The following is a 23,455-nucleotide window of genomic DNA, read 5'->3' as shown; positions in this document are numbered from 1 at the left end:
GGCCTATGCAGCAGGTGCAACCGACGCGCCGGTAATCCCGTGCCGCGCGAGTGCCTCGGCGACGAACCCGGATGTCTTCGCTTCCTCGACGAAGGCGCGCAACGTCTCGGCTGCCGCCGCACCGCGGCGCTTCGGCAAGCCCATCGCCTGACGGATCACCATGAATCGCTCGTCGAGCATGCGCAGGCCGGGGGCTCGACGTGCGTCTGCCTCGAGCTGTTGCTTGACGCCGGCGGCGACTTCCAGACCCTGGTCGAGGAAGGTGCGGACAACGGTCGGAGACGTCGGCGCACGAACGATCCGCGCATGCTTCAATTCGCGCGTCAGGAACAAGTCGTAAGCGCTTCCCTCGCCAACGGCCACGCGGATCGACGGCCGGTCGACGTCGTCGTTGGTGCGAATCGGCGATGCATCGCGCACCATGTAATAGCCTTCGATCAGAACGTACGGATCGGTAAACGCGATGGTTTCTCCTCGCCGTGGATCGATGGCGAAGAAGCCGACGTCTGCCCGCTCGTCGCTGACCGCCTGAACGGACTTGCCCGCCGTATCGAAGACCACCAGTTCGAGCGCGACACCGAGCGTTGCGGCAAAGGCGCGCGCCAGGTCGACCGACACGCCGGTCGGGGCGCCCGAGGTGTCCTTGCCCGCGAGAATGGGATTCCCGAGATTGATGGATGCCCGCAGCTTGCCGGCAGGGGTGAATGCGCGAATGACGGATGGATCGGGTTTCATGTCGATGGTAAGAAGAACTGACGTTCATGGGTGGGCGCGGGGCCTTCAGCCACAGACCCGCGCATCGCTCGATGCGCGTGGCGCCGGCGCGCGAGGCCTCAGCAGTATCGCCACGGCGAGCACGCTGGCCAGCGCGATACCGCCCGCGAGAAAGAACGCGCTGAGGAACGTATGGCTTTCCTGCACGAGAAAGCCGGTTGCAGCCGGGCCGACGATGCCTGCGCAGTTTGCAATCGCATGTACGCATCCGCCGACACTGCCGAGTTTCGGGCCGGGGATCGTGTCCTGGATCAGCGCCCAATAGGCGCTGCCGCTCAGATAAAGGGCAAACACCGCAACGGCCATCAACAGCAGCGCACCGAGCGTCGTGGTCACGGCGCCGGCCAGCGTGACGCACACGCCTGCCGTGCCGAGACAGGCGATCAATACCCGCTTGCGCGCAAGCAGGGCATTGCCCGTCCGGCGAAAGATCAGGTCCGACAGCACGCCGCTCAGTCCGTAGCCGACGAACCCCAGCAGCCAGGGCAGCACCGTCGCGAGACTCATGCTTTTGAGGCTCAGGTGACGGTCCATCGTCAGAAAGGTCGGGAACCACGTGAGAAAGAAAAACAGGATGTAGCTGTAACCGAAGTACGAAATCATCGCCGCGAGAATGGCGGGCTGCCTGAGGTAGAAACCGAGGGGCCGCAGGTCGGAAGGGCTTTCGGCGACGCTTCGATCGGATTCGATCAGCCGGCGTTCTTCAGCGGAGACGCGTGCATGCTGGTACGGCTTGTCCGTCGCCATGAACACCCAGAACACCAGCCAGAGCAGGCCGAAACACGCGATTCCGGCGAATGCGACGCGCCAGCCGTAAGCGGCCGTCAGCAGGCCGACTACCGGTCCCGCCACCGCGCCGCCCAGCGGCAGGCCGCAATTCGCGAAGCCGAACGCGGTCGCCGATTCCTTGTGCGGAAACCAGTTGTTCACGATCTTGTTGATCGTCGTCGCGAGCGGACCTTCGGCCATGCCGAACAGGGTGCGCACGGCCAGCAGCGATCCGAAGCCGCCGGCAAGGCCGGTCGCGCCGCATAGCAACGACCACGTCAGGACTGCGCCCGAGAAAACCCGTTTGCCGCCCCAGCGGTCCGCTGCCCATCCGCCGATGAAATTGAATACCGCATAGCCGATGAAGAACGTCGAAAACAGCAGCCCGAGCCTGCTCGGCGACATATGCAGTTCCCGCATGACGGCGGGCGCGGCGACGGACAGCGCCGCACGGTCGAGATAGTTGATGAAGCCTGCGATGAACAACAGCAGGACGATGCGCCATCGAATGTTTGTCACCTGTCGCTCCCTGGAGCTTGTTATGTGCTTGACGGCCGGGCGCTCGTACGCGCCATCCGGTCCGCCGCCTGGTCGGTTCGCCGCCGCGCCGTGTGTTCGGAACGGCGCGAGCGTGGCGGGCCACGCTCGCGAACGACGCGTTCAGCGCCGCGGATGCGCGATCGCTTCCAGCATGGCGAGCTGGGCAGCGCCGATATCGATGCCCTCCGCCATCTGGCGCTCCAGGCGGCCGAGTTCGATCTCACCGGGCACGATCACGGGCGCGTCCGGATCGGCGGGTTTGGAGCCGTGCAGGATCGCCGCATGGTCGGCCATATGCGTGGCGAGCCATTCGGTGCTGCCGAGCTTGGCCGTATCGACGAGGATGAAGAAGTGGCCGAGATTCTGCGGTTGTTCAGGATCGTCTTCCCACGACTTGACGTGCGTGAGATAGGCCGCGCCGGAAAGCAGTCCCGCGAACAGATCGACCACCAGCGCGAGGCCGTAGCCCTTGTGGCCGCCGATCGGCAGCAGAAAGCCATCGAGCGCGGCTTTCGGATCGGTGGTCGGTTTGCCGTGTGCATCGGTTGCCCAATCGCCGGGAATCGGTTCGCCGCGCTTGAGCGCGTTGCGAATCTTCGCCCGTGCCGCGACGCTGATCGCCATGTCGAGCATGAACGGACGGCCGTTCGGGTTCGGGACGCCAAAGCCGACGGGGCTGTTGCCCAGGCGAGCGTCGGTGCCGCCCCACGGCGCGATCGTCGTCGTCGCGTTACTGCCGATGATGCTGGCGAAGCCCTGCATCGCGGCGAGGTACGAATACGGAGAGACGGGGCCGAAGTGGTTGCTGCCGCGCACGAACACACAGGCGATGCCATGTTCGCGTGCAGCGGTCATCGCCAGATCGAGCGCGCGATAGCCGACGAGCGGGCCGATGCCGTTGTCGCCGTCGAGGCGGTGAAGCGCCGGCGCCACCTGTTCGGCGGTGATCGAAGGCACGGGATTGATGCCGCCGATGCGCAGTCGCGCGCCGTACGACTCGATGCGGCTCGTGCCGTGCGTGCGCAAACCGAACAGATCGGCAAGCACGAGGATCGTGGCGGTGTCCGTCGCGTCGGCGCGCGTCAGGCCGAGCGCGCAGAGTGCTTCGACGGTCAGCTCGGTCAGATGGGCCTTGCTGACGATGCCATGGGTGGGAGTGGGCTGGGTCATGGAATGCGTTGTCTCCTTCGATTTGGACGCTGTGCGGTTCAAGCGGCTGCGCACGGCACGACGCTTGCGTTTCGCACATGATCGTGCAGGAGCGGTTCACCCAACAAACGCATATTTTCGTTCGATTGGTGCGTCGTACGCACGAATCGAATCCAACCCCCGGCCTACTCGCGAAGACCTTGCCGGGCCGTCTCGAATCGGGGCCGGCGCTTCGCCTATGCGGCAGCGTTTGCGGGCGGCATACCGGGCGCTCGCATCTCCGTCAACAGCTGAAGGAAGAAGCGGCCTGCGGAGGACAGACCGCGGCCGCGCCGCTGGATGACACCCAGCGTTCGCCGGATCGGCGGATCGACGAGCGCGACGCTGGCGAGTACCTTGTGCGGGCCGCGGGGCATCGCGAGCCGAGGCACGACACCGACACCCAGCCCCGCTTCGATCAGGCTCACGAGCGCGGGTACATGGCGTACCTCGCAGAACCATTTGGGCCGGTCGGCGACGCCTGCCAGCGCTTCGTCTATGACCGCGCGATTGCCGCTGCCTTGTGCGATGGCCAGATACTCGAGGCTGGCGAGCTCCGCCCAGGCGACGGATTTGCGTTTTGCAAGCGGATGACTGCGCGGGCACGCGAGAACGAACGGGTCGTCGAGCAGTGGCGTGAATTCGATGTCGGGCTCTTCGGTGCCGACGTAAGTCAGGCCGAAATCGGCTTCCCCACGGGCGACGGCGAGGAAAACCATCGACGACGGCTCGTCGATGAGACGAAGGCGAATGCCCGGGTAACGCTGATGATAGGTCGCAATGGTTTCCGGAAGGAAGTAGCGCACCGCCGACGGCACGCACGCGACCGTGAGTTCGCCGGTCATCTTGCGTGCAAGATCGTCGAACTCGAGCATCGAGTTGTCGACTTCGTTGAGGATGCGGTGAGCGCGCTCGAGAAACCCGCGACCGACGATCGTCAGGTCCATCTTCCGCGTCGTTCGCTCGAACAGTCTGACGCCCAGCACCTCCTCGAGTTTTTCGATCCGGCGCGATAGCGCGGACGCCGACAGATGCAGTGTGTCGGCCGCCGCGCGAAAGCTGCCGAGGTCGGCCGTCGCCACGAAGGCCCGCAAGTCCGATATCTCGAAATTCATTCCGGTGATCGCCGCGATGGAAAGGGATGCTCAGTTTCAGTGCACCGATCGGGGCTGTCAATTCGTGCGTATGGCACACGAATTCGCCGGCGCGATCATCCCGGGTTGCGGCGCGCCGCTTCCATTCTTGCCCGGTGCGCGGCGTGCGAAGCCATCCCGACTCAAGTGACCACTGCCGAATCCGCCGAAGCGCGCAAGCGAGCGATGTCGCGTGCCGGCGATTCTCCAAAATGACGGCGATATTCGCGGCTGAACTGCGATGTGCTCTCGTAACCCACGCGGAAGGCGGCGGTCGTGACGTCGATGTCGTGCACCAGCATCAGGCTGCGCGCTTGCTGCAGCCTGAGTTGCTTCTGAAACTGCAACGGCGTCATCGCCGTCACGGCGCGAAAATGCTCGTGCAGGCTCGACGGACTCATGCCGGCTTCCGCGGCAAGCCGCTCGATGCTGAACCGTTCCCGGAAATGCTTGCCGAGCCATGCGATGGCGCGACCGACCTGAGCCAGCCGGCCCTGGCTGGCAGTAATGTGACGCATCCTGGCGCCGTCGGGGCCGGCGAGCAGGTGATAGAGGATCTCCTGCTCGGCAAGCGGCCCGAGCACCGGCAGCCCGGCCGGATCGTCGAGCAGGCGCAACAAGCGCAGCGCCGCGTCGAGCAGGCCGGCGCCGGCGTCGGACACCGTCTTGCCGATCGGCGGGAAGGGCGCGTCCGGCGGCGGTGGCACGCGCAGTGCCAGATCCGCCAGCATGACCGGATCGAAATCGAGGTACAGGCACAGGTACGGTTTGTCGGGCGTCGCGTCGACCACGCGGCCCGTTGCCGGCAGGTCGTAGGTCACGACCCCGTAGCGCCCCGGCGCGTATTTGAAGATGCGCTCGCCCAGCGTGACCTCCTTGTGCCCCTGCGCGACGAGGCAGAGTTGCGGCCGGTAGACGTTCGGCATCGGCATCGTCACCGTGGACGATCGAACGAGCGTCACGCGCTCGATCGGGGTGGCCTGGAAGCCATCCGTCGAGATGTGCCGGGCAATGACGGAAGCGATTTCGGTCAGTATTTCCATGCGTCCGACTATCGCATGCCACGCGGGAGGGCGGCAATGCGAACCCGATTCTGGAGGATCGTGCAGCTATTTCGGGGTATCGGGCTCACGGTTCGGCGGCGCGGTACAGCATAGTGTTCCTGGCAGCCGGGGCACGGCAAACCCGGTCGCCAGACGAACAGGGATCCGACATGACAACTGACAATACGATGACATCCACGATCGCGCTGGGCACGTGGGCCTGGGGCGACAGCGGCGAGGCAGGCGATGGCTACTTCGGCAGCAGCCTCACCCGGGCCGGCCTGGAAGAAGTCGCCGACAAGGCCCATGCGGCCGGATTCGGCTTCTGGGACACCGCCATGGTGTACGGCATGGGCCGTTCGGAGACCTTACTCGGCGAAGTGCTGAAGCGCTTCGCGCGCAGCGACTACCGGCTTTCCACGAAATTCACCCCGCAGGCCGCGGGAACCGGCGCCGATTATCCGGTGGCGGACATGCTGGAGCAGAGTCTGGCCCGCCTCGGTACGGATTACATCGACCTCTACTGGATTCACAATCCGGCCGATGTGGCGCGATGGACGCCGCACCTGATTCCGTTGCTCGAGAACGGGAAGATCAGGCACGTCGGCGTCTCGAATCACGACCTGAGCGAAATCGAACACGCCGACCGGATTCTCGGCGAAGCCGGGTTTCGGGTCGAAGCCATCCAGAACCACTACAGTCTCCTCTATCGCGATTCCGAACGCGCCGGCATCCTCGACTATTGCCGCAATCGCGGCATCCCGTTCTTCGCCTATATGGTGCTCGAGCAGGGCGCGTTGAGCGGCAAGTACGGTCCGGCGCATCCTTTGCCGGAAGGCAGCAACCGGGCGCGGACCTACAATCGCATGCTGCCTCGGCTGAAAGCGCTGACGGACGCACTCGCCGCGATCGGTCGGACGCGCGGGGCAGCAGCGTCCGATGTCGCGACGGCCTGGGCCATCGCCAAGGGAACGACGCCGATCGTCGGCGTGACGAAGCCCGATCATGTCGATGGCCTGGTTCGAGCCAGCCGCATCGCGCTTGCCGCCGACGAAATCGCCGGGCTGGAAGCGCTCGCCGACGCTGCGGACGTGAACACGCGCGGATGGTGGGAACACGAGATGCAGGCCTGAATGCCGTGCGCGCAGTCGTCGCCGACGTCGATGCCGATGTCGTGCCGCCCCACGTCGACGCACCGTTTCGTCGATGCGCCGCGACAAGACGCGCCTGTCGTGCAAACGTGATCGAACGAAGGAGACATGCTCATGCGAGCCATTCAGATTCATGAATACGGCGGCCCCGACGTGCTGCGTCGAGTGGATATCGACGTGCCGAAGCCGGGCGCGGGCGAAGTGCTGGTGCGTGTGGTCGCGGCCGGCATCAACTTCATGGACGTTCATACGCGACAGGGGAAGTACCGCGATTCGCGTACCTATCCCGTGCGGATTCCGTGCACGCTCGGCATGGAAGGCGCAGGGGAGGTCGTCGAGGTGGGGGCGGGCGTCACATCCGTGCGCACCGGCGATCGCGTCGCGTGGTGCATCGTCTGGGGGGCATACGCCCAGTATGCAGTCGTACCCGCCGCGCGGCTCGCACGCATCCCGGACGACATTGCGTACGATCTCGCCGCAGCAGCGATCTTTCAGGGTTCGACCGCGCATTATCTGCTCGACGACGTCGGGAAGCTCGAAGCCGGCATGACCTGCCTCGTCCATGCGGCCTCGGGCGGTATCGGCCAATTGCTGGTGCAGTTGGCGAAGCGGCGGGGCGTCGAAGTGTTCGCCACGACGAGCACGGCCGACAAAGCCGCGATCGCGCGTGCGCGCGGGGCGGATCACGTGCTGCTCTACGAGAACGGCGGCTTCGCGGACCGCATCCGCGAACTGACCGACGGTCGCGGCGTGGATGTGGTGTTCGATGCCGTCGGCAAGACCACTTTGCGCGACAGCTTCCGTGCGACCCGGGTGCGCGGGCTGGTCGTCAACTACGGCTCGGTGACCGGCCCGATCCGCGATCTCGATCCCTACGAACTCGGCGAAGCCGGCTCGCTTTTCCTGACACGCCCGCGGCTCGCCGATCATCTCGCCGACGCGATCACCGTGCAGCGCCGCGCCGACGACGTGTTCGCCGCCGTCGCACAGGGTGCGTTGCATGTGGAAATCAACGGGCGCTACACGCTGGACAACGTCGAAGAAGCGCATGCTGCGCTCGAGGAGCGCCGCCAGTCGGGCAAGGCAGTGATGGACATCGGGTAGCCCCACCGGGCATTCATGCGACGCGGACGCCGGCCCGGCGATGCCATGCGTCGCCGTGTCGAAGCGCTCACGCGCGCTACGCCCGGCACACCGGAGTGTCCGATCGAAGGCATCCCGCACGAAGACTGAGCACGTGTGCCCGCGTGTAATCGAGCGAATTCATGACGATGATTCGCATCGAATGCCGATCGACATGCCGGCGCCCGCACCGACGCCGCGGGGAGCGGGTTCCGGTGCGGGCGTCTCGCGGGCTAGAAACGATGCAACATGCCGATGCGATAAACCATCTGGTTCGGCCCGGACGACGCGTCAGCCGATGCGTCCACGATCTGGGCTTCGTCAAAGCCGGTGCCGGTACGAGCGCTGACGACATGCTGCCACGCACCTTGCAGATACAGCGAAGTGCGCTTGCTCAGGTCATAGTCGAGCATCATGCCGATCTGGTGCCACTTGGGGACATATTTCGTGTCGGACGTATACAGATGCGCCATGGTGAACGTATAGGACGCTCCCAGCCATAGGGCATGAGTGAAGTAGTACTGAGCATTGAGTTCGAAGTTGTCGAATTTCCACGCATTCCACGTCGCACCGTTCTGCAGGGTGGAATTGTCGATCCATGCATTACTGGCGGGGTTGTAGACATCGACATGGGACCACGCGGCGCCAACGAGTACGTGGGTAAACTGGTAGGAAGCCGCTACGCCGATGTCCTGCTGCGACGACCCGTTGAAGAGATCGCCACTGCTGACCGCGCCGCCCGCGGCGAGCCCCGGATTGTCGAGCTTCAGGTAGGACGCCGCCGCCGTCAGGTTGCCGCTCTGGTAGTTCAGCGTGGCGCCCCAGACGCGGTTGTTCGAGAAGCCGCCGGGCTGGTTGCTGAAGCCGTACATCGCTTCCGCCGTAAGTCCGCGGTATGTCGGAGTGACATACTTGACGGCATTGTCGACGCGGAAATCCCAGTCCGTATTGTCGTTGTCGAACGGGTGGGTAGCGATGTCGCCCGCCCAGTTGCCGGCCGCCGTGATACCGCCGAAGCCGAGCGCGTCGACGCTGGTGTCGTACTGGCGTCCGAGCGTGAGCGTGCCATACCGTGAAGACGACAGGCCCACGAACGCCTGGCGGCCGAACATGCTCGAATCCTGACCGAGCTTGCCGCTGTTCACGTTGAAGCCGTTTTCGAGCTGAAAGATGGCCTTGTCGCCGCCGCCCAGGTCTTCACTGCCTTTCAAGCCCCATCGGCTGCCGAATGTGTCTCCGCTCGACATCTGCCATGCGCGATGGCCGCCTGCGTTGCTCGTGAAGTTGAGGCCTTCGTCGATCAGCCCGTATAGCGTGATGCTCTGCTGTGCGTGCGCCGCACCGGCGAGCAGGAGCGCCGGCGCGAATGCGAACCAGCACGGTTTCATCGATTGACGTTTCATTTCGTTGCTCTGATGGTGTGGTTGGGTAGTCGGCACGGATGGCGCCGACGTCGATGTCGTCCCGAAATGCGATCTCGGCGGACGAGGCAGTGTAGGCAGAGGAAAAGCGGGCGCCGCAACGTGCATGGAAAGACTATCTTTCAGTATTCGAAAGTGTCATACGGCGATGGACGTTCACGCGCAAAGATGGGGTGCCATGGAGTCGCCTGGCATATCGAACGCTTGGCGATGTGTTGTTTTCTGTTTTTCGCCGGTTGACATGAAGTTTTTATTCGCGTGAAAAGTCGACATATCGAAACGGAATGTCGGGGCAAAGCGCACGAGGAAACGGTCGCGTGTGCCGTCGACGATCGAGTCGCATCAACCAAAAAAAACGCGCGCGGCCGCGAGGCTCGCGCGCAAACTCGGAGAACGGTTGCCGCAGACGATTCAGTTGCCGTTCGACGCGACGGTGTTGGCCGCACCGGCGCAATCGTGCTGATACTTCTGCATCAGGCGCGCCTGTGCCGAATCGATGTCGTCCGGATAGCTGCTCTCGTCGCCGGACGACGGGTTGTAACCGACGGATTCCAGCTCGTTCAGTTCGTTGACGAGCTGCCGGTGGGAGACCGGGCCTTTCGTATGCACGAACGGATAGTCATGGCATTGCGCCGACGTGAGCTTCGTCTCGGCATGCGCGCAGACGCTCGATGCGAGCATGGCGGCGCAGACGAGGTAACGGACGGGATGATTCATCTTCGGCTCCTGGATAGCGTTGGGTAGAGGCCGAACGGCAGAATGCCTGCGTCGGCCGCGAGACGAAGATTAGGCACGGTGGGCTATCTAAACGGCAGCGCGATGATGAAAGATGTTTTAGGCAAGCGCGGATCCGTCCATGCATCGGCTGTCGCATGGGAATTTAAAGAATCCTTCATGTGCGTGTTTCCGGATGGTTAGGTGCTGCGGCGTATCGTCGAGCAACGAATCGATCGATGCCGTGCGCCGCGCGGTACACGCCTGAGGTAATGCAATGAAATCAACGGTCATGATGACTGGACTGGTCGCGCTGATGTGTGCGTCGCTGCCGGCGTTCGCGAAGGTGCAGGGAACCGGGCTCGCGATCGCCGACGTGACGCTCGCGCATGCGAAAGCCGAACGGACAGATCGCGCGATCGATGCCGCACGCGATCTCGCGTCGCATCGTACGGACGGATCGGGCACACGATCTCCCCAGTGCTGATCGCGCGTAGCATCGCTCGGTTCGCAGCCGGTCGCGCCGGCCGGTGTGCACTGATGGTCGCGGTACGGCATCGTGTCGCAAAGGCCCGCATGCCGCGTCGTTCCCGGCCTCCGTTGCGACGACGCATCGGCCAGGATCGAAGACGGTCTGGACGCCATGCTGCCGGATGTGAAACTTTCTTCACGAAGCCGATGTGCATCTTTTATGCGTGCGCGCATAAGCTCTGCACGAGCGCGGTCGGTCGTCGGGTATCGACGCGCATACGTCCCTTCGACGAAGACGAGAATCGTACATGGCATCATCCGCTTCCCCGGGCAACGAACTCAACTTGCCTGACACGCTGGCCGAGGAGCGTACGGCCATCGCGCACGTCCTCACGATCGAAGACGACGAAATCACCGCGAACGAGATAGTCAGGGAGCTGGAGGGGCGCGGCTTTACGGTCGAATGGGTGGCGAACGGGCGCGATGGCATGGCGCGCGCGCTCGGCAACGAGTTCGACGTGATCACGCTCGACCGGATGCTGCCGGTCGTCGATGGCCTCACGATCCTGACCACGATGCGCAGCGTCGGGGTGCGCACACCCGTGCTGATGCTGAGCGCGCTCGGCGATGTCGACGAACGGGTGCGCGGGCTGCGTGCGGGGGGCGACGACTACCTGACCAAGCCGTTCGATCCCGAGGAAATGGCCGCGCGCCTGGAGGTGCTGCTGCGCCGGAGCCAGGCCGCGCCGGCTCCGTTCGACACGACGCTGGTCGTCGGCCCCCTCAAGCTCGACCTGATCTCGCGCAAGGCGTTTCGCGACGGCGAAGAAATCGTGCTGTTGCCGACCGAGTATCGCGTGCTCGAATACATGATGCGCAATGCCGGGCAAACCATTACGCGGACGATGTTGTTCGAGGCCGTATGGGGCTATCACTTCGATCCCGGCACGAACCTGATCGAAGTGCACATGGGCCGGTTGCGCAAGAAGATCGATCCCCCCGATGCGAAGCAGATGATCCAGACGGTACGCGGCGCGGGGTATCGCCTTGGCTGAACCGGCAACCGTGGCGTGCGCCGCACAACAGGTCCAGCCGGCACCCGCGCGACGCTGGTACTCGAGTACGTTTCGGCTGGTGTCGGTCTATGCCGTCACGTTCTCCGTGTCGGTCATGCTGCTGCTCGGTTTCATCGCATCGGTGATCACGCACGACATGGAACGGGAAACCGACACGGTGATCGATTGGCAGATGATCTATTTCGATTCGATACAGGACGACCAGCTTGCTGCCGCGATCCTGCACCGGATCGAGCACGAGCGGATGCATACCAACTACTACGGGCTCTTTACCGCGGACGGCAGGCATATTGCCGGCGATGTGCTGGCGTTGCCCGCCGGCCTGCAGCCGAACCGCAGCGGCGTGACGCTCGATCACACGATGCCGATCGCGGGAGACCAGGTGCCGCCGGTCGTCCGCACGATGGCGGAGCGGCGCGCAAACGGCGACGTGCTGGTGCTCGGACGCGACCTCACGCACATCCTGCGAATCCGCGCGGCGATCATCCAGGCGCTGGTCGGCGGCGGGCTGCTCTGTCTTGGCACGGGCGTCGTGGGCGGCTTGATGCTCAGCGTGCGGCAAATGCGGCGTCTGAAGGAAGTCCGGCGCATCACGCAGTGCATTGCGCAGGGCGATCTCGGCCAGCGGCTGCCGGTGGGCGGACACGACGAGATCGATCTGCTGTCCCATCTCGTCAACCATATGCTCGAGGAGATCGAGCGGCTCATGAACGAGGTAAAGGGTGTCTGCGACGGCATCGCGCATGACTTGCGGACACCGCTCGCACACGTGCACACGCTGCTCGCGCAGGCGGCGCAGCGCGCGGAGCGGCTCGACGATGCCGTGCTGGAGCGTCTCGTCTCGCGTGCACGCAACGAGACCGACGTGTTGCTCGATCGTTTCCGGGCGATGCTGCGTATCGCCGAAATCGGCTCCTTGCAGCGGCGCGGCGGATTTGCGGAGCTGTCGCTGGAGGATCTGGTCGTGGACGTCGGGCAGTTGTTCGAACCGCTCGCGGATAGCCGCGCGATCCAGTTCGTGCAGTCCGTCGAGCCGGTGGCGCGGATTCACGGCGATCGCGCGCTGTTGTTCGAGGCGCTGAGCAACTTGCTCGACAACGCGCTCAAGTACACGACGGCGGGCGATACGGTACGCCTGGAGCTTCATGACACGCCGTCCGGTCCGCGCATCGACGTGATCGACAACGGCCCGGGCATCGCAGCCGACGAGCGCGACGCGGTGCTGCGGTATCGCTACCGCAGCCGCCGCACCGGGCATCTCGGCGGGGCTGGCCTCGGCCTGAGCATCGTGTCGACGGTCGTCAACGTGCACGATTTCACGCTGCGGATCGGCAATGCCGCACCCGGCACGCGCGTGACGATCGAATGCTGGCCGAGGTCGCTGGGATGATGGCCGTCCGGACGACGCTGCACGCGATCGCATATTGCAACCGCGAGGCCGGCTGACGATGCGCATCCTGCTCGCGACTTCGCCGCATCCGGAAGCGTCGTGGCTGCACAAGGCGCTGCTGGAAAGCGGGCACAGCGTGCAGCGCGCCGACGATCTGCGCGACGGCCTGTTCCTCGCGTCGCAGGAGGCTTTCGACGCGATCGTCGCGACCGCGTTCGAGCCCGGCAGCGATGCCGCGTTGCTCGGGATGCTGCCGCGTTTCGTTGCCGACGGCGGCGGCGCCGCGCTCGTGGTGCTGATCGGCGAGGCGTCGGCGCGCGAACGCATCCATATGTTGCGCGCGGGCGCCGATGCATGTTTCTGCGCACCGTATTCGTTCATCGAGCTGCACGAACGCCTGGAGGCGTTGCAGCGGCTGGCCGGGCCGCGCGATGCGGGCCGTTCGATCGCGGGTGCGTCCGCGGTCGGGACACTCGCGCGCGAGCTCAAGGACGGCAAGCTGCGCCTCGCCGTGACGCGCCGGGAGTTCCTGTTGCTCGAATGCCTGATGCGTCATCCGAACGCGCCGGTGCCGCGCGACCAATTGATCCGGTATGTATGGCAGGACAAGGAGGATGTCGATCCGTCGAGCGTCAATCTCGTGGTGTCGCGGCTACGCCGTAAGCTCGCGCGGCATCTGCCCGACGTCCGCATCGATACGGTAAGCCGCTATGGCTACCAGGTGACGCTGCCGGACGCATGAACGCACGGTGTCGGCCGCGCAACCGACGCGACGGGCGCCCTGCCGGCGGCAGCGCGCCCGTCGTGCGTTTACGAGCCGAAGAAGGGCACGCAGAAGTCGGGCGGGCCGACACAATGGCCGGGGCCGTCGGGCTGCGCGGAGGCACAGGCGGACAACATGGCGCCGGCGGCAATCGCGAGGAGCATGAGACTGGCAGAACGGGCGAGCAGGGAAAGCAGCTTCATGGATGGCGGGCAATGCGGGGAACAGCCGGCGTGCGCCGGGCAGCGCGCCCGGCCGCACGGTCGCACCCATCAATGCGAATAGAGCGTGGAGTTCAGGTACTTGAGCTGCCCGTCCTGTTCGGCCTGCACGAGCTCGGCATGGACTTCGGCGCGGGTCTTCTCGTGGATCGGCTGGCCGTAGGGCGGCACCCACTGGCCGGCGGCCTGCGTGCCGGGCGTGCCGTCCTTGGTGGCGGCCGGCGACATCCGGATCGGCTGACTGCCGGTCAGTGCAAACGCGGGCACGGACAGCGTGCCGATTGCCGCAAGCATGGCGGCGGCAACGATGCTGGTGGTTTTCATGTTTGGAGTCCTCATGATGATCGACTGGGCATCTCCCCGGGCGCGGCGTGTCGATGTCGGCGTCGCGCACGGGTTGAGGACAAGCATAGAGGAGGGGCGTTAGCGGATCGGCATACGCAACGTGAAAAGAAATTCATGCGCCGGCACGCATTCGCGGGGACGTGAAACCGGTATGTCGTCAAGATGAAGCAGGTTTCATTTTTCGGGCCGTTTCGATAATGGCGCTGTCATGCCTGCTGCCTAAATTGGGCGCCATCGCATCGCGCACGAGCGGCCATGTCGCACGGGCCGGCGATGCGAGCAGACCGATCCACTCCAACGAAACCATCATGAAGAAATATCTGGCAATTCCGGCAGCCGTCGCGTGCCTGCTGGCGAGTTCGGCGCATGCGCAGAGCAGCGTGACGCTGTACGGCACGATCGACGCGGGCCTGGACTACATCAGCAACCAGAAATCGACCGCGGGCGCGGGGCCCGTCTACGGCCTGCAGAGCGGCAACGTCAGCACGTCGCGCTGGGGGCTGCGCGGCAGCGAGGATCTCGGCGGCGGCCTGGCCGCCGTGTTCACCCTCGAGAACGGCTTCAACGTCGCAAACGGCAAGTTCGGCAACGGCGGCGACGAGTTCGGCCGGCAGGCGTGGGTCGGCCTCGCGAGCCGCCAGTGGGGCACGGTCACGCTCGGCCGCCAATACGATTTCCTGGTCGACTTCGTCGCGCCGCTGTCGGCGACGGGGTCGGGATTTGGCGGCAACCTCGCCGATCATCCGTACGACAACGACAATCTCGCCAATGACACGCGGATGAACAACGCGGTGAAGTTCCGCAGTGCAAACTACGGCGGCTTCACGTTCGGCGGCGCGTACGGCTTCAGCAATCAGGGCGGCGGGTTCAGCAACAACAACGCATACAGCATCGGCGCGCAGTATGCGAACGGCCCGGTCGACCTCGCCGTCGCGTACCTGCAGTCGAACCAGCCGGGCGGCGTGAACGCACCGCAGAACACCGGCGGTTCGCTGAGCAGTTCGGATGGCGACGCGATGCTGGCCGGCGGCCGCTGGCGCACGTTCGGCGCCGGCGCGCACTATGCGTTCGACCATGCGTCGATCGGCCTGGTCTACACCAGAACGATCCTGAACGACCCGCGCGAGCTGTCGCAGGGCGGCGCATACGGCCGTGTGAACGGCCAGTTGCTGACCTTCAGCAACTACGAACTGAACGGACGCTACTTCGTCACGCCGGCCTTCTCGCTAGGCGGCGCCTATACGTTCACGCAGGGCCGCTTCGACGATGCGGGCCGCGGCATCGCGCCGAAGTGGAACCAGTTCATGCTGCAGGCCGACTATGCGCTGTCGCGCCGCACCGACCTCTATCTGGAAGGCGTGTACCAGCGTGTGACAGGCGCCGACGGCGTCGCGGTGCTCGGCAACGCCGGGATCTTCAACCTGGCAGCGTCAGGCAACGATCGTCAGGCCGTGGTCGCAGCTGGCATCCGTCACAAGTTCTGAGCCGCAAGTCCGACGTAAAAAAACGGCACCCGTCGTCGCGACGGGTGCCTTGAAATGCGACACGCCTCGTCCATGTCGCGAAGGATTCAGTTCGTTGAACGAGCCGGCAGCGCGGCCGGCGCTTGCGTATCGGCTGCGGCTTCATCCGCCGACCACCCGCCGCCTAGCGCGGCGATCAACCCCACCGCCGCCAGTTGCCGGCGCGTGTCCAGCTCCAGCATCGCGACCTTCGTATCCAGCTCGGTGGCCTGCGCCGTCACCACGTCGAGGTAGCTGACGACGCCGTCCCGATAGCGCGACATCGACAGCTGCAACGTGCGTTCGGCCGCGTCGAGCGCCTCCTGCTCTCGCTCGGCTTCGTCGCCGAGGTGGTGCGCGAGTGCGAGGTTGTCTTCCACTTGGCGGCACGCGTCGAGCACCACTGCGCGGTATTTCGCGCCGTTCTCGGCCAACTGCGCGCGCGCCTGGGCGGTGAGCGCCTGGCGCCGGCCGCCGTCGAACAGCGTCAGCGCGAGGCTGGGCCCGATCGACCAGATCTCGTTCGGCGCGCTGAGCCAGTGACCGAGGCCCGAGCTCTGGTAGCCGCCGACCAGCCCGAGCGTGATGTCGGGGAAGAACGCCGCGCGTACCACGCCGATCTTCGCGTTGGCGGCGGCCATGCGCCGTTCGGCGGCCGCCACGTCGGGACGCCGCTGCAGCAGCGTCGCGGGAATGCCGGGCGGGATCGTCGGCAGATACGCCACGTTCAGGTTCGGCGTCAGCGAGAACGACGACGCCGGCACGCCCGCGAGCGTCGCGATCGAGTGTTCGTAGAGCGCGCGCCGCGCGCGTACGTCCTCGGCCGACGCGCGGGCCGAATCGAGCTGCGTTCGCGCGCGCGAGACGTCGAGGTCGGACGCGATGCCGCCTGCGTGCCGGCTCATCGTCAGGCGCAGCGCGCGCTGGTAGGTGTCGATCGTGTCGGTCAGCAGCCGTTGTTGCTGATCGAGCCCGCGCAGGCTGAAGTACGCGCTGGCGAGGCTCGCCTGCAGGCTCAGCCGCACCGACGCGAGATCGTCGGCGCTGGCCTGGGCGTCGGCGCGCCCGGCCGCGACCTCGTTGCGGACTTTCCCCCACAAGTCGAGGTCGTAGTCGAAGCCGGCGTCGAGCGTGTTGGCGCCATAGACGTTCGGCTGGTTCGAGCCGCGCAGCGGCCGCGTGGCCGATTGACGGTTGCTCGAGACCTGCGCGCCGAGGCCGATGGTCGGGAACAGCCCCGAGCGCGCCTGATCGAACAGCGCGGCCGCCTCGTCGTGGCGGGCCACGGCTGCGGCCACGTCGGGGTTGGCCACGCTTACCTGCGCTTCGAGCCGGTCGAGCACGGGATCGCGGAACGCCTTCCACCAGCCGTCGCGCGCGATGCGGTCGGCCGGTTTCGCGGCCTGCCAGCCGTCCGCTTCCTTGAAGCTGGCCGGCAGCGCCGTCTGCGGCACACGATAGGCGGGTGCGAACGAGCACGCGGACAAGAACGCGACGCCGGCGAGCAGCGCGCTGAGCCGAAGCCGGTTAGCCATGCGCACGCTCCGTATCGCGCGCGGCCGACGCGACGGCGCGGGCCGGTGCCGCGAGCCTGACCGGGTCGCCGGCCGAGAGCGAGTCGGGCGGGTTGTCGATCACGCGATCGTCCGGTGCGAGGCCGGTCGCGATCTGCACGTGCGTACCGAGGTCGGTCGCGATCGTCACGGGTTTGAACACCGCGCGATTGTCCTTGCCGACCACGGCGACCTGGAGGCCGGCCTGCCGGAAGATCAACGAGCTGGCCGGAATCGTCAACACATGGGTGCTGCCGGCCGGCAGCGCGAAATGCACTTCGGTGTATTCGCCGGGAATCAGCTTGCCTGCAGGGTTGTCGACCATCAACTGCACGAGCAGTGTGCCGGTCGAATCGGCGATCGAGTCGTCGGTGTCGGCGAGCGTCGCACGGAAGGTCTCGCCCGGATGTTCCGGCACGGTCAGCGTGGCCGTCATGCCGGGCCGGATCGCGGCGGCCTCGCTCTGCGGCACGCTCACGTAGACGCGCATCCGGTGGACGTCGGACACGGCAAACAGCTCCGGGCCGGCGCCGCCGCCGGCCGAGATCAACTGGCCGATGTCGGTCTTGCGCGCGGTGACGACGCCGTCGAATGGCGCGACGATGCGCTTGAACGCCTCGAGCGCGTCGAGGCGTCGCACGTTGGCCTCGTTCGCGGCGACGATCGCCTGCTTGGCCGCGAGGTCGCTGGTCTTCTCGTCGGTTTCCTGCTGCGACACCGAATCCTGCGCGAGCATCCTGGTCCAGCGCGCGGCCGTGGACGCGGCAAGCTTCTCGTTGGCGAGCGCGCTCTGCAGGTCGGCGCGCGCCTGCTGCAGTTGCTGGTCGAGTTCGGGCGTATCGATCAGCCCGAGCAACTGCCCCGACTTCACGTGCGCGCCGATATCGGCGTACCACGCATGCAGGTAGCCCGACACCTGCGCGTGGATCGGCGCGCTTTCGAACGCGGACAGGTGGCCGGGCAGCACGAGCGTTGCGCCGTCTCCGCCGGTCGATGGCGTGTACGCGACCACGGTCGGCACCGCTCGTTCGGCGGACCACCGGGTCATTTCCTGTTTCGCGTGCGCGCGGCCGACGATGCCGGTCGCCACGATGCCGACCGCGATCAGCGCGGTGATCGTGGCGACGAGCTTGAGGTTGGGCAGCCGTTTCGGCGACTTGATATCGATCTCAGTGGACATGGGAAGCTCCGGACGCGGAAGGGGAGGAAGCGCGGGGCGCGTCGTGCTTCAGCGCGTCGCGCCGATGCACGAGGCTGAACACGACGGGCACGAAGAACAGTGTCGCGATCGTCGCGCACGCGAGGCCGCCGATCACGGCGCGGCCGAGCGGCGCGTTCTGCTCGCCGCCGTCGCCGAGGCCGAGCGCCATCGGCGCCATGCCGATGATCATCGCGAGCGCGGTCATCAGCACCGGGCGGAAACGCGTGAAACCGGCTTCGAGCGCGGAGGCCAGCGCATTGCCCGTTTCCGCCAGGCGCTCGCGCGCGAAACTGACGACGAGGATCGAGTTGGCGGTGGCCACGCCCATGCACAGGATCGCGCCGGTCAGCGCCGGCACCGACAGCGGCGTATGCGTGGTGAACAACATCCACACGATGCCGGCCAGCGCCGCCGGCAGCGCCGAGACGATCACGAATGCGTCGGCCCACGAGTGGAAGTTCACGACGATCAGCAGGTAGATCAGCACGATCGCGCCCACGAGGCCGAGCAGCAGGCCGGCGAACGCGCCGTTCATGGTCTGCACCTGGCCGCGCAGCGTGACGGTCGAGCCCTTGGGCACATCTTTCGCGGTGGCCTTGACGATATCGTCGATGTCGGCCGCGACCGCGCCGAGGTCGCGCCCCTGGGTGGTCGCGTAGATATCGAACAGCGGTTCGATGTTGTAGTGCGACACCACCGCGTTGCCGACACCCCGCGTGATCGTGGCCAGGCCGCCCAGCAGCTGGGACTGGCCGTTCGCGCCCGTGACCGGCAGGTTCTGCAGCGCCGACAGCGTGGTCATCCTGTACTGCGGCGTTTGCGCGACGATCGGATAGGACACGCCGTTGCGCGGGTTGAGCCAGTAGGTCGGGTCGACCTGGCTGGTGCCGGCGAGCGTCGCGACCACCGAGTTCGTCACGTCCTGCTCGGTGATACCGAGCTGGTCGGCGTGCGTGCGGTCGACCGTCACCGTGAACTGCGGATAGGTGCTGGCCTGCTGGATGCGCGGGTCGGCGACCCCCGCGATCAGGCGCAGCTTGCGGTACAGCTCGCGCGCATAAGCGAGGTTGGCCTGCTGGTTGGGGCCGGCCACCTGCAGGTCGACCGGGGCCGGTGCGCCGAAGTTGAGAATCTGGCTGACGATGTCGGCGGGCAGGAACGAGAACGTGGTGCCCGGATAGGCGCGCGGCAGGCGTTCGCGCAGCGTGCGCACGTAGTCGGCGGTCGGCGCGTGATCGCGCGACAGCGAGATCAGGATGTCGCCGTCCTGCGGCCCGAGCGTGCCGCTGTTGTTGTAGGTCAGGTTGATCCCGCTGTTCGGCAAGCCGATGTTGTCGATCACTTCGCGCAATTGCGCGGGCGGGATCACGCTACGAATCGTGTTTTCGATGCGGTCGAGCTCGGCGGCGGTTTCCTCGACACGCGTGCCGACCGGCGCGCGCACGTGCAGCGCGATCTCGCCGGAATCGATGGTCGGGAAGAAATTGCGGCCGAGCGACGGTGCGAGCAGGAAGGACGCGGCCACGATGCAGAGGAAGGCGGCGACGAACGGCTTGCGGCGCGTGAGCGCGAGGCCCAGCAGGATCCGGTACGACGCGCGCACGGACTCGAAGCGGCGCTCGAACGCACGCTGGAACCGCACCAGCGGATTGCGCGACGGCGGGACGTCATGCGCGCCGGTGCGGCCCGCGTGCGGGTCCATCACCGCGGCCAGTTCGCCCGATGCGTGACCGGCCGACGCATGCGGCTTGAGCAGATATTGCGCGAGCATCGGCACGAAGGTGCGCGACAGCACGAACGACGACACCATCGAGAAGATCACCGCCTTGGCCATCGGCACGAACAGAAAGCGCGAGATGCCGTCGAGCATCAGCATCGGCACGAACACGATGCAGATGCACATCAGCGAGACGAGCGCCGGCATCACGATCTGTTTCGCGCCGTCGACGATCGCGGTGCGCGTGTCCTTGCCCTGTTCGAGGTGCCAGTTCACGTTCTCGATCGTCACCGTCGCATCGTCGACGAGGATCCCGACCGCGAGCGCGAGGCCGCCGAGCGTCATCACGTTCAGCGTTTCGCCGGTGGCCGCGAGCAGCGCGATCGCCGAGAGCACGGCCAGCGGGATCGACGCGGCGATGATCAGCGTCGAGCGCCACGAGCCGAGGAACAGCAGGATCATCAGCGAGGTCAGCGCGGCCGCGATGATGCCTTCGCGCGCCACGCCGCTGACGGCGCCGTTCACGAAGGTCGACTGGTCGCCCATCGTGACGAGCTTCAGGCCCGGCGGCAGCGTCTGTTCGACGAGCGGCAGCTTCGCCTTCACGCCCGCGATGATGTCGAGCGTCGATGCCGAGCCGTTCTTCAGGATGCTCATCAACACCGCGCGGTGGCCGTCCACGCGCACGATGTTGCCCTGCGGCGGGTAGCCGTCGCGCACGTGGGCGACGTCGCGGATGTAAATCGTCGTGCCGCCGACCGACTTGATCGGCAGGTCGTTCAACGCGTCGAGCGCGAGCGGGCTGTTGTTGAGCTTGATGTTGTATTCGAAGCGGCCGATCTTCTGCGTGCCGGCCGGGATGATCTGATTCTGCTGCGCAAGCGCGTGCGCGACGTCCTGCGCCGACAGCCCTTTCGACTGCAACGCCTGCGGGTCGAGGTCGATCTGTACTTCGCGTGTCTTGCCGCCGTACGGCGTCGGAATCGCGACGCCCGGCACCGACAGCAACTGCGGCCGAATGAAGTTGACCGCGTAATCGCCCAGCTTCTGTTCGTCGAGCGTGTCGCTGGTCAGCGCGATCTGCAGCACGGGCACGGTCGACGCGTTGTAGTTGAGGATCTGCGGCGGCGTGGTGCCGGGCGGCATCTGCTTGAGCACGGTCTGCGAGATCGAGGTGACCTGCGCGGTCGCCGTGCGGATATCGACGGTCGGCTGGAAGAAGATCTTCACGATGCCGTAGCCGCGGAACGATTGCGACTCGATATGCTGGACGTCGTTGACCGTCGTGCCGAGCGTGCGCTCGTAGTAGGTGATCACGCGCCCGGACATGTCGTCCGGCTGCAATCCGGCGTAGTTCCAGACGACGCTGATCACCGGGATGCGGATGTCCGGGAAGATGTCGATCGGTGTTCGGACTGCAGCGAGCGGGCCCGCGATCAGGATCAGCAGCGCCAGTACGACGAACGTATAGGGCCGCGTGAGCGCGAGCCGGACAATTTTCAGCATGAGATGCTGCTCCGTTCAAAAGCGTCGTGAAGAAGAGCCGGATGTGCGCGCCTTCGGGAAAACACCGATGCGTATCCGACGACCGCATTCTGCGGAGCAGCCCCTAACAACGGGTCGCAAAAAAGATGAAACAAGTTTTAAGTAGCGGGCGGATTCAACCGAGCATGTAGCCCGAGCCTCGGATCGTGCGGATCAGCGGCGCCGCGCCTGGCCGGTTCACCTTCTTGCGCAGGCGGCCGATGTGCACGTCGATCAGGTTCGTACCGGGATCGAAGCGGCAGCCCCACACGGCCTCGAAGATCATCGTGCGTGTGAGCACGCGGCCGGCGTTGCGCATCATGAATTCGAGTACGCGGGACTCGGTCGGCAGCAGCGCGAGCTCGCGCGCGCCCAGCGTGGCGCGTCGCCGCACCAGATCGAGCGCCAGCTCGCCGGCGCGCAGCACCGTCTCGACGTGCGTGCCGCGCGGCCGCCGGCGAATCAGCACGTCGATGCGCGCGCACATTTCTTCGAGCGAGAACGGCTTGACGAGGTAGTCGTCGCCGCCTGCGCGCAGCCCCTGGATACGCTGGTCGACGTCGGCCATCGAACTCATCACGAGTACCGGCGTATCGAGGCCGACGCCTCGCATCGTTGCGAGGATCGTCAGCCCGTCGAGGTCGGGCAGCATGCGATCGAGCGTGACGACGTCGTAGTTCGCGCTCATCGCCCGGGCCATGCCGTCGCGGCCGGTGCGCGCGATGTCGATCCGGTGGCCTTCGGCACGCAGCGTGTGCGCGATGTGATCCGCGATCAGCGGATCGTCTTCGATCGTCAGGATGTGAGCCATGGCGTACGCGATCGGCGGAATCAGGCCGCGGCAAGCTGCATGGCCGTGCGCTCTGGCGTGCGATAGTGATCGACCGCGTAGTCGATGAAGCTGCGCACTTTCGTGGACAGATAATTGCGGCTCGGGTAGAGGATCGATACGCAGCGCGGCCCGCCGTTCACGTCGTAGCGTTCGAGAATCGGCACCAAGGTGCCGCGTGCGAGATCGTCGGCAACGAGCGGATGCGGCAATTGCGCGATGCCCATGTGATTGAGCGCCGCGATCCGCACCATCGTGTTGCTGGTCGACGCCAGCGCATTGCCGGTATCGATGCGAGAGCACCCGTCGACGTCCGAGAACGCCCAGTTGCGCGCGGCGCCATTCGACACGGTCAGCAGGCAGTGCGTATTCAGTTCGGCCGGCTCGACGGGCGTGCCGTGGCGCGCGAGGTAGTCGGGAGAAGCGACGATCACGTCGCGAACGATCGTCAAGGTGCGCGACACGAAAGTCGAGTTGACGAGGCGGTGATCGTCGCAGAAGCATACGTCGTAGCCGCCTTCCACCATGTCGACCTGGATATCGAAGGTCGTCACGTCGAATCGCACGCGCGGATGCGCGAGGCGATACGTGGCAAGCAGTGCGCCCAGCCCGGCCGCAACCGAGGTTGCCGATGCGGCGATGCGCAGTGTACCGTGCGGGTCGCGATTGACCTGCGCGAGATTCGATTCGATCTCGTCGAGCTTCTCGATGATCGCGCGGCAGCCGTCGAGATATTCGCGGCCCGTCTCGGTGAGCGACAGGCTGCGCGTGGTCCGGTTCAACAGGCGCATGTTCAGATGTGCCTCGAGCATGCCGACGCTGCGCGTGACCGCGGCGGCCGACATGCCGAGCTGACGTGCGGCGAGGCTGAAGCTCGATAATTCGACCACACGCGTGAACACACGCATCGCTTGCAGTTGGTTCATGATCGGCGAGGAATGGATTTGCCGGAAATACGGGTGGCGCGTCCGTCTTCAGCGGGCTACGTCGACGCATCGCGCGGCGCCTG

At 65.8% G+C, this 23,455-nt stretch carries 21 protein-coding genes; 7 read left to right on the top strand and 14 right to left on the bottom strand.

Features of this window, described 5'->3' with window-relative positions; genetic code table 11:
• Nucleotides 1-3 precede the first annotated feature (3 nt).
• The 5 genes from WS89_RS04520 to WS89_RS04500 form a co-directional block, all read right to left on the bottom strand.
• Nucleotides 4-735, bottom strand: a complete 732-nt coding sequence (locus WS89_RS04520) for an ABC transporter substrate-binding protein (RefSeq protein ID WP_059789637.1) — start codon at nt 733-735, stop codon at nt 4-6.
• Nucleotides 736-780: 45 nt separating this feature from the next.
• On the bottom strand, nt 781-2,061 hold the full coding sequence (locus WS89_RS04515; RefSeq protein WP_059789636.1) for an MFS transporter: 1,281 nt from the start codon (nt 2,059-2,061) through the stop codon (nt 781-783).
• A 141-nt stretch (nt 2,062-2,202) separates the two neighbouring features.
• The gene (locus WS89_RS04510; RefSeq protein ID WP_059789635.1) at nt 2,203-3,252 is read right to left on the bottom strand and encodes an Ldh family oxidoreductase; all 1,050 of its coding nucleotides are present in this window, start codon (nt 3,250-3,252) and stop codon (nt 2,203-2,205) included.
• Nucleotides 3,253-3,467: 215 nt separating this feature from the next.
• Nucleotides 3,468-4,385 carry a LysR family transcriptional regulator gene (locus WS89_RS04505; RefSeq protein WP_059789634.1) on the bottom strand — a complete coding sequence of 306 codons (918 nt, stop codon included), beginning with the start codon at nt 4,383-4,385 and terminating at the stop codon, nt 3,468-3,470.
• 161 nt (nt 4,386-4,546) lie between these two features.
• Nucleotides 4,547-5,446, bottom strand: coding sequence for an AraC family transcriptional regulator (locus tag WS89_RS04500; protein WP_059789633.1), 900 nt, complete (start codon nt 5,444-5,446; stop codon nt 4,547-4,549).
• A 170-nt stretch (nt 5,447-5,616) separates the two neighbouring features.
• Between WS89_RS04500 and WS89_RS04495 the strand changes: the two genes are divergently transcribed.
• The gene (locus WS89_RS04495) at nt 5,617-6,579 is read left to right on the top strand and encodes an aldo/keto reductase (protein ID WP_059789632.1); all 963 of its coding nucleotides are present in this window, start codon (nt 5,617-5,619) and stop codon (nt 6,577-6,579) included.
• Between the two features lie 132 nt (nt 6,580-6,711).
• The gene (locus WS89_RS04490) at nt 6,712-7,701 is read left to right on the top strand and encodes a quinone oxidoreductase family protein (RefSeq protein ID WP_059789738.1); all 990 of its coding nucleotides are present in this window, start codon (nt 6,712-6,714) and stop codon (nt 7,699-7,701) included.
• A 251-nt stretch (nt 7,702-7,952) separates the two neighbouring features.
• Here WS89_RS04490 and WS89_RS04485 read toward each other — a convergent pair whose 3' ends face one another.
• Nucleotides 7,953-9,122, bottom strand: a complete 1,170-nt coding sequence (locus WS89_RS04485; protein WP_059789631.1) for a porin — start codon at nt 9,120-9,122, stop codon at nt 7,953-7,955.
• A 429-nt stretch (nt 9,123-9,551) separates the two neighbouring features.
• A complete protein-coding gene (locus WS89_RS04480) occupies nt 9,552-9,857 on the bottom strand; it encodes a DUF4148 domain-containing protein (protein WP_059500280.1) in 306 nt (101 codons plus the stop codon).
• A 289-nt stretch (nt 9,858-10,146) separates the two neighbouring features.
• On the opposite strand from WS89_RS04480, the gene WS89_RS04475 reads away from it, so the two are divergent.
• The 4 genes from WS89_RS04475 (at nt 10,147) to WS89_RS04460 (ending at nt 13,533) form a co-directional block, all read left to right on the top strand.
• Nucleotides 10,147-10,341, top strand: a complete 195-nt coding sequence (locus tag WS89_RS04475) for a hypothetical protein (RefSeq protein ID WP_257128113.1) — start codon at nt 10,147-10,149, stop codon at nt 10,339-10,341.
• 361 nt (nt 10,342-10,702) lie between these two features.
• On the top strand, nt 10,703-11,380 hold the full coding sequence (locus WS89_RS04470) for a response regulator transcription factor (RefSeq protein WP_034206160.1): 678 nt from the start codon (nt 10,703-10,705) through the stop codon (nt 11,378-11,380).
• A complete protein-coding gene (locus WS89_RS04465; protein ID WP_059789629.1) occupies nt 11,373-12,791 on the top strand; it encodes a sensor histidine kinase in 1,419 nt (472 codons plus the stop codon). Before WS89_RS04470 ends, WS89_RS04465 begins: the two co-directional genes overlap by 8 nt.
• A gap of 58 nt (nt 12,792-12,849) precedes the next feature.
• On the top strand, nt 12,850-13,533 hold the full coding sequence (locus tag WS89_RS04460) for a response regulator transcription factor (protein WP_059789628.1): 684 nt from the start codon (nt 12,850-12,852) through the stop codon (nt 13,531-13,533).
• 68 nt (nt 13,534-13,601) lie between these two features.
• Here WS89_RS04460 and WS89_RS34170 read toward each other — a convergent pair whose 3' ends face one another.
• Together WS89_RS34170 and WS89_RS04455 are read right to left on the bottom strand one after the other, a co-directional pair.
• Nucleotides 13,602-13,757, bottom strand: coding sequence for a hypothetical protein (locus WS89_RS34170; protein ID WP_179949844.1), 156 nt, complete (start codon nt 13,755-13,757; stop codon nt 13,602-13,604).
• A gap of 69 nt (nt 13,758-13,826) precedes the next feature.
• Nucleotides 13,827-14,099: a DUF4148 domain-containing protein gene (locus WS89_RS04455; protein ID WP_059500284.1), complete on the bottom strand. Its 273-nt coding sequence runs from the start codon at nt 14,097-14,099 to the stop codon at nt 13,827-13,829.
• Between the two features lie 329 nt (nt 14,100-14,428).
• On the opposite strand from WS89_RS04455, the gene WS89_RS04450 reads away from it, so the two are divergent.
• Complete coding sequence (locus WS89_RS04450; protein WP_059789737.1) at nt 14,429-15,604, top strand: porin; 1,176 nt, start codon at nt 14,429-14,431, stop codon at nt 15,602-15,604.
• Between the two features lie 86 nt (nt 15,605-15,690).
• Here the strand turns inward: WS89_RS04450 and WS89_RS04445 are convergent, their stop codons facing one another.
• The 5 genes from WS89_RS04445 to WS89_RS04425 all read right to left on the bottom strand — a co-directional run bounded on the left by WS89_RS04445 (nt 15,691) and on the right by WS89_RS04425 (nt 23,372).
• The gene (locus WS89_RS04445; protein ID WP_059789627.1) at nt 15,691-17,157 is read right to left on the bottom strand and encodes an efflux transporter outer membrane subunit; all 1,467 of its coding nucleotides are present in this window, start codon (nt 17,155-17,157) and stop codon (nt 15,691-15,693) included.
• Nucleotides 17,150-18,355 (bottom strand): efflux RND transporter periplasmic adaptor subunit, encoded by a 1,206-nt coding sequence (locus WS89_RS04440; RefSeq protein ID WP_059789626.1) that lies wholly within the window; start codon nt 18,353-18,355, stop codon nt 17,150-17,152. Before WS89_RS04440 ends, WS89_RS04445 begins: the two co-directional genes overlap by 8 nt.
• Complete coding sequence (locus WS89_RS04435) at nt 18,345-21,599, bottom strand: efflux RND transporter permease subunit (protein WP_059789625.1); 3,255 nt, start codon at nt 21,597-21,599, stop codon at nt 18,345-18,347. Before WS89_RS04435 ends, WS89_RS04440 begins: the two co-directional genes overlap by 11 nt.
• Nucleotides 21,600-21,753: 154 nt before the next feature.
• Nucleotides 21,754-22,428 carry a response regulator transcription factor gene (locus WS89_RS04430; RefSeq protein ID WP_059500288.1) on the bottom strand — a complete coding sequence of 225 codons (675 nt, stop codon included), beginning with the start codon at nt 22,426-22,428 and terminating at the stop codon, nt 21,754-21,756.
• A gap of 20 nt (nt 22,429-22,448) precedes the next feature.
• On the bottom strand, nt 22,449-23,372 hold the full coding sequence (locus tag WS89_RS04425; RefSeq protein WP_059789624.1) for a LysR family transcriptional regulator: 924 nt from the start codon (nt 23,370-23,372) through the stop codon (nt 22,449-22,451).
• Between the last annotated feature and the right edge of the window lie 83 nt (nt 23,373-23,455).

Origin of the sequence: Burkholderia sp. MSMB1072, assembly GCF_001524725.1 — a bacterium.
Lineage (GTDB): Bacteria > Pseudomonadota > Gammaproteobacteria > Burkholderiales > Burkholderiaceae > Burkholderia.
The sequence above is the reverse complement of the archived record's forward strand: the minus strand, read 5'-3'. Positions and strand labels throughout refer to the sequence as shown.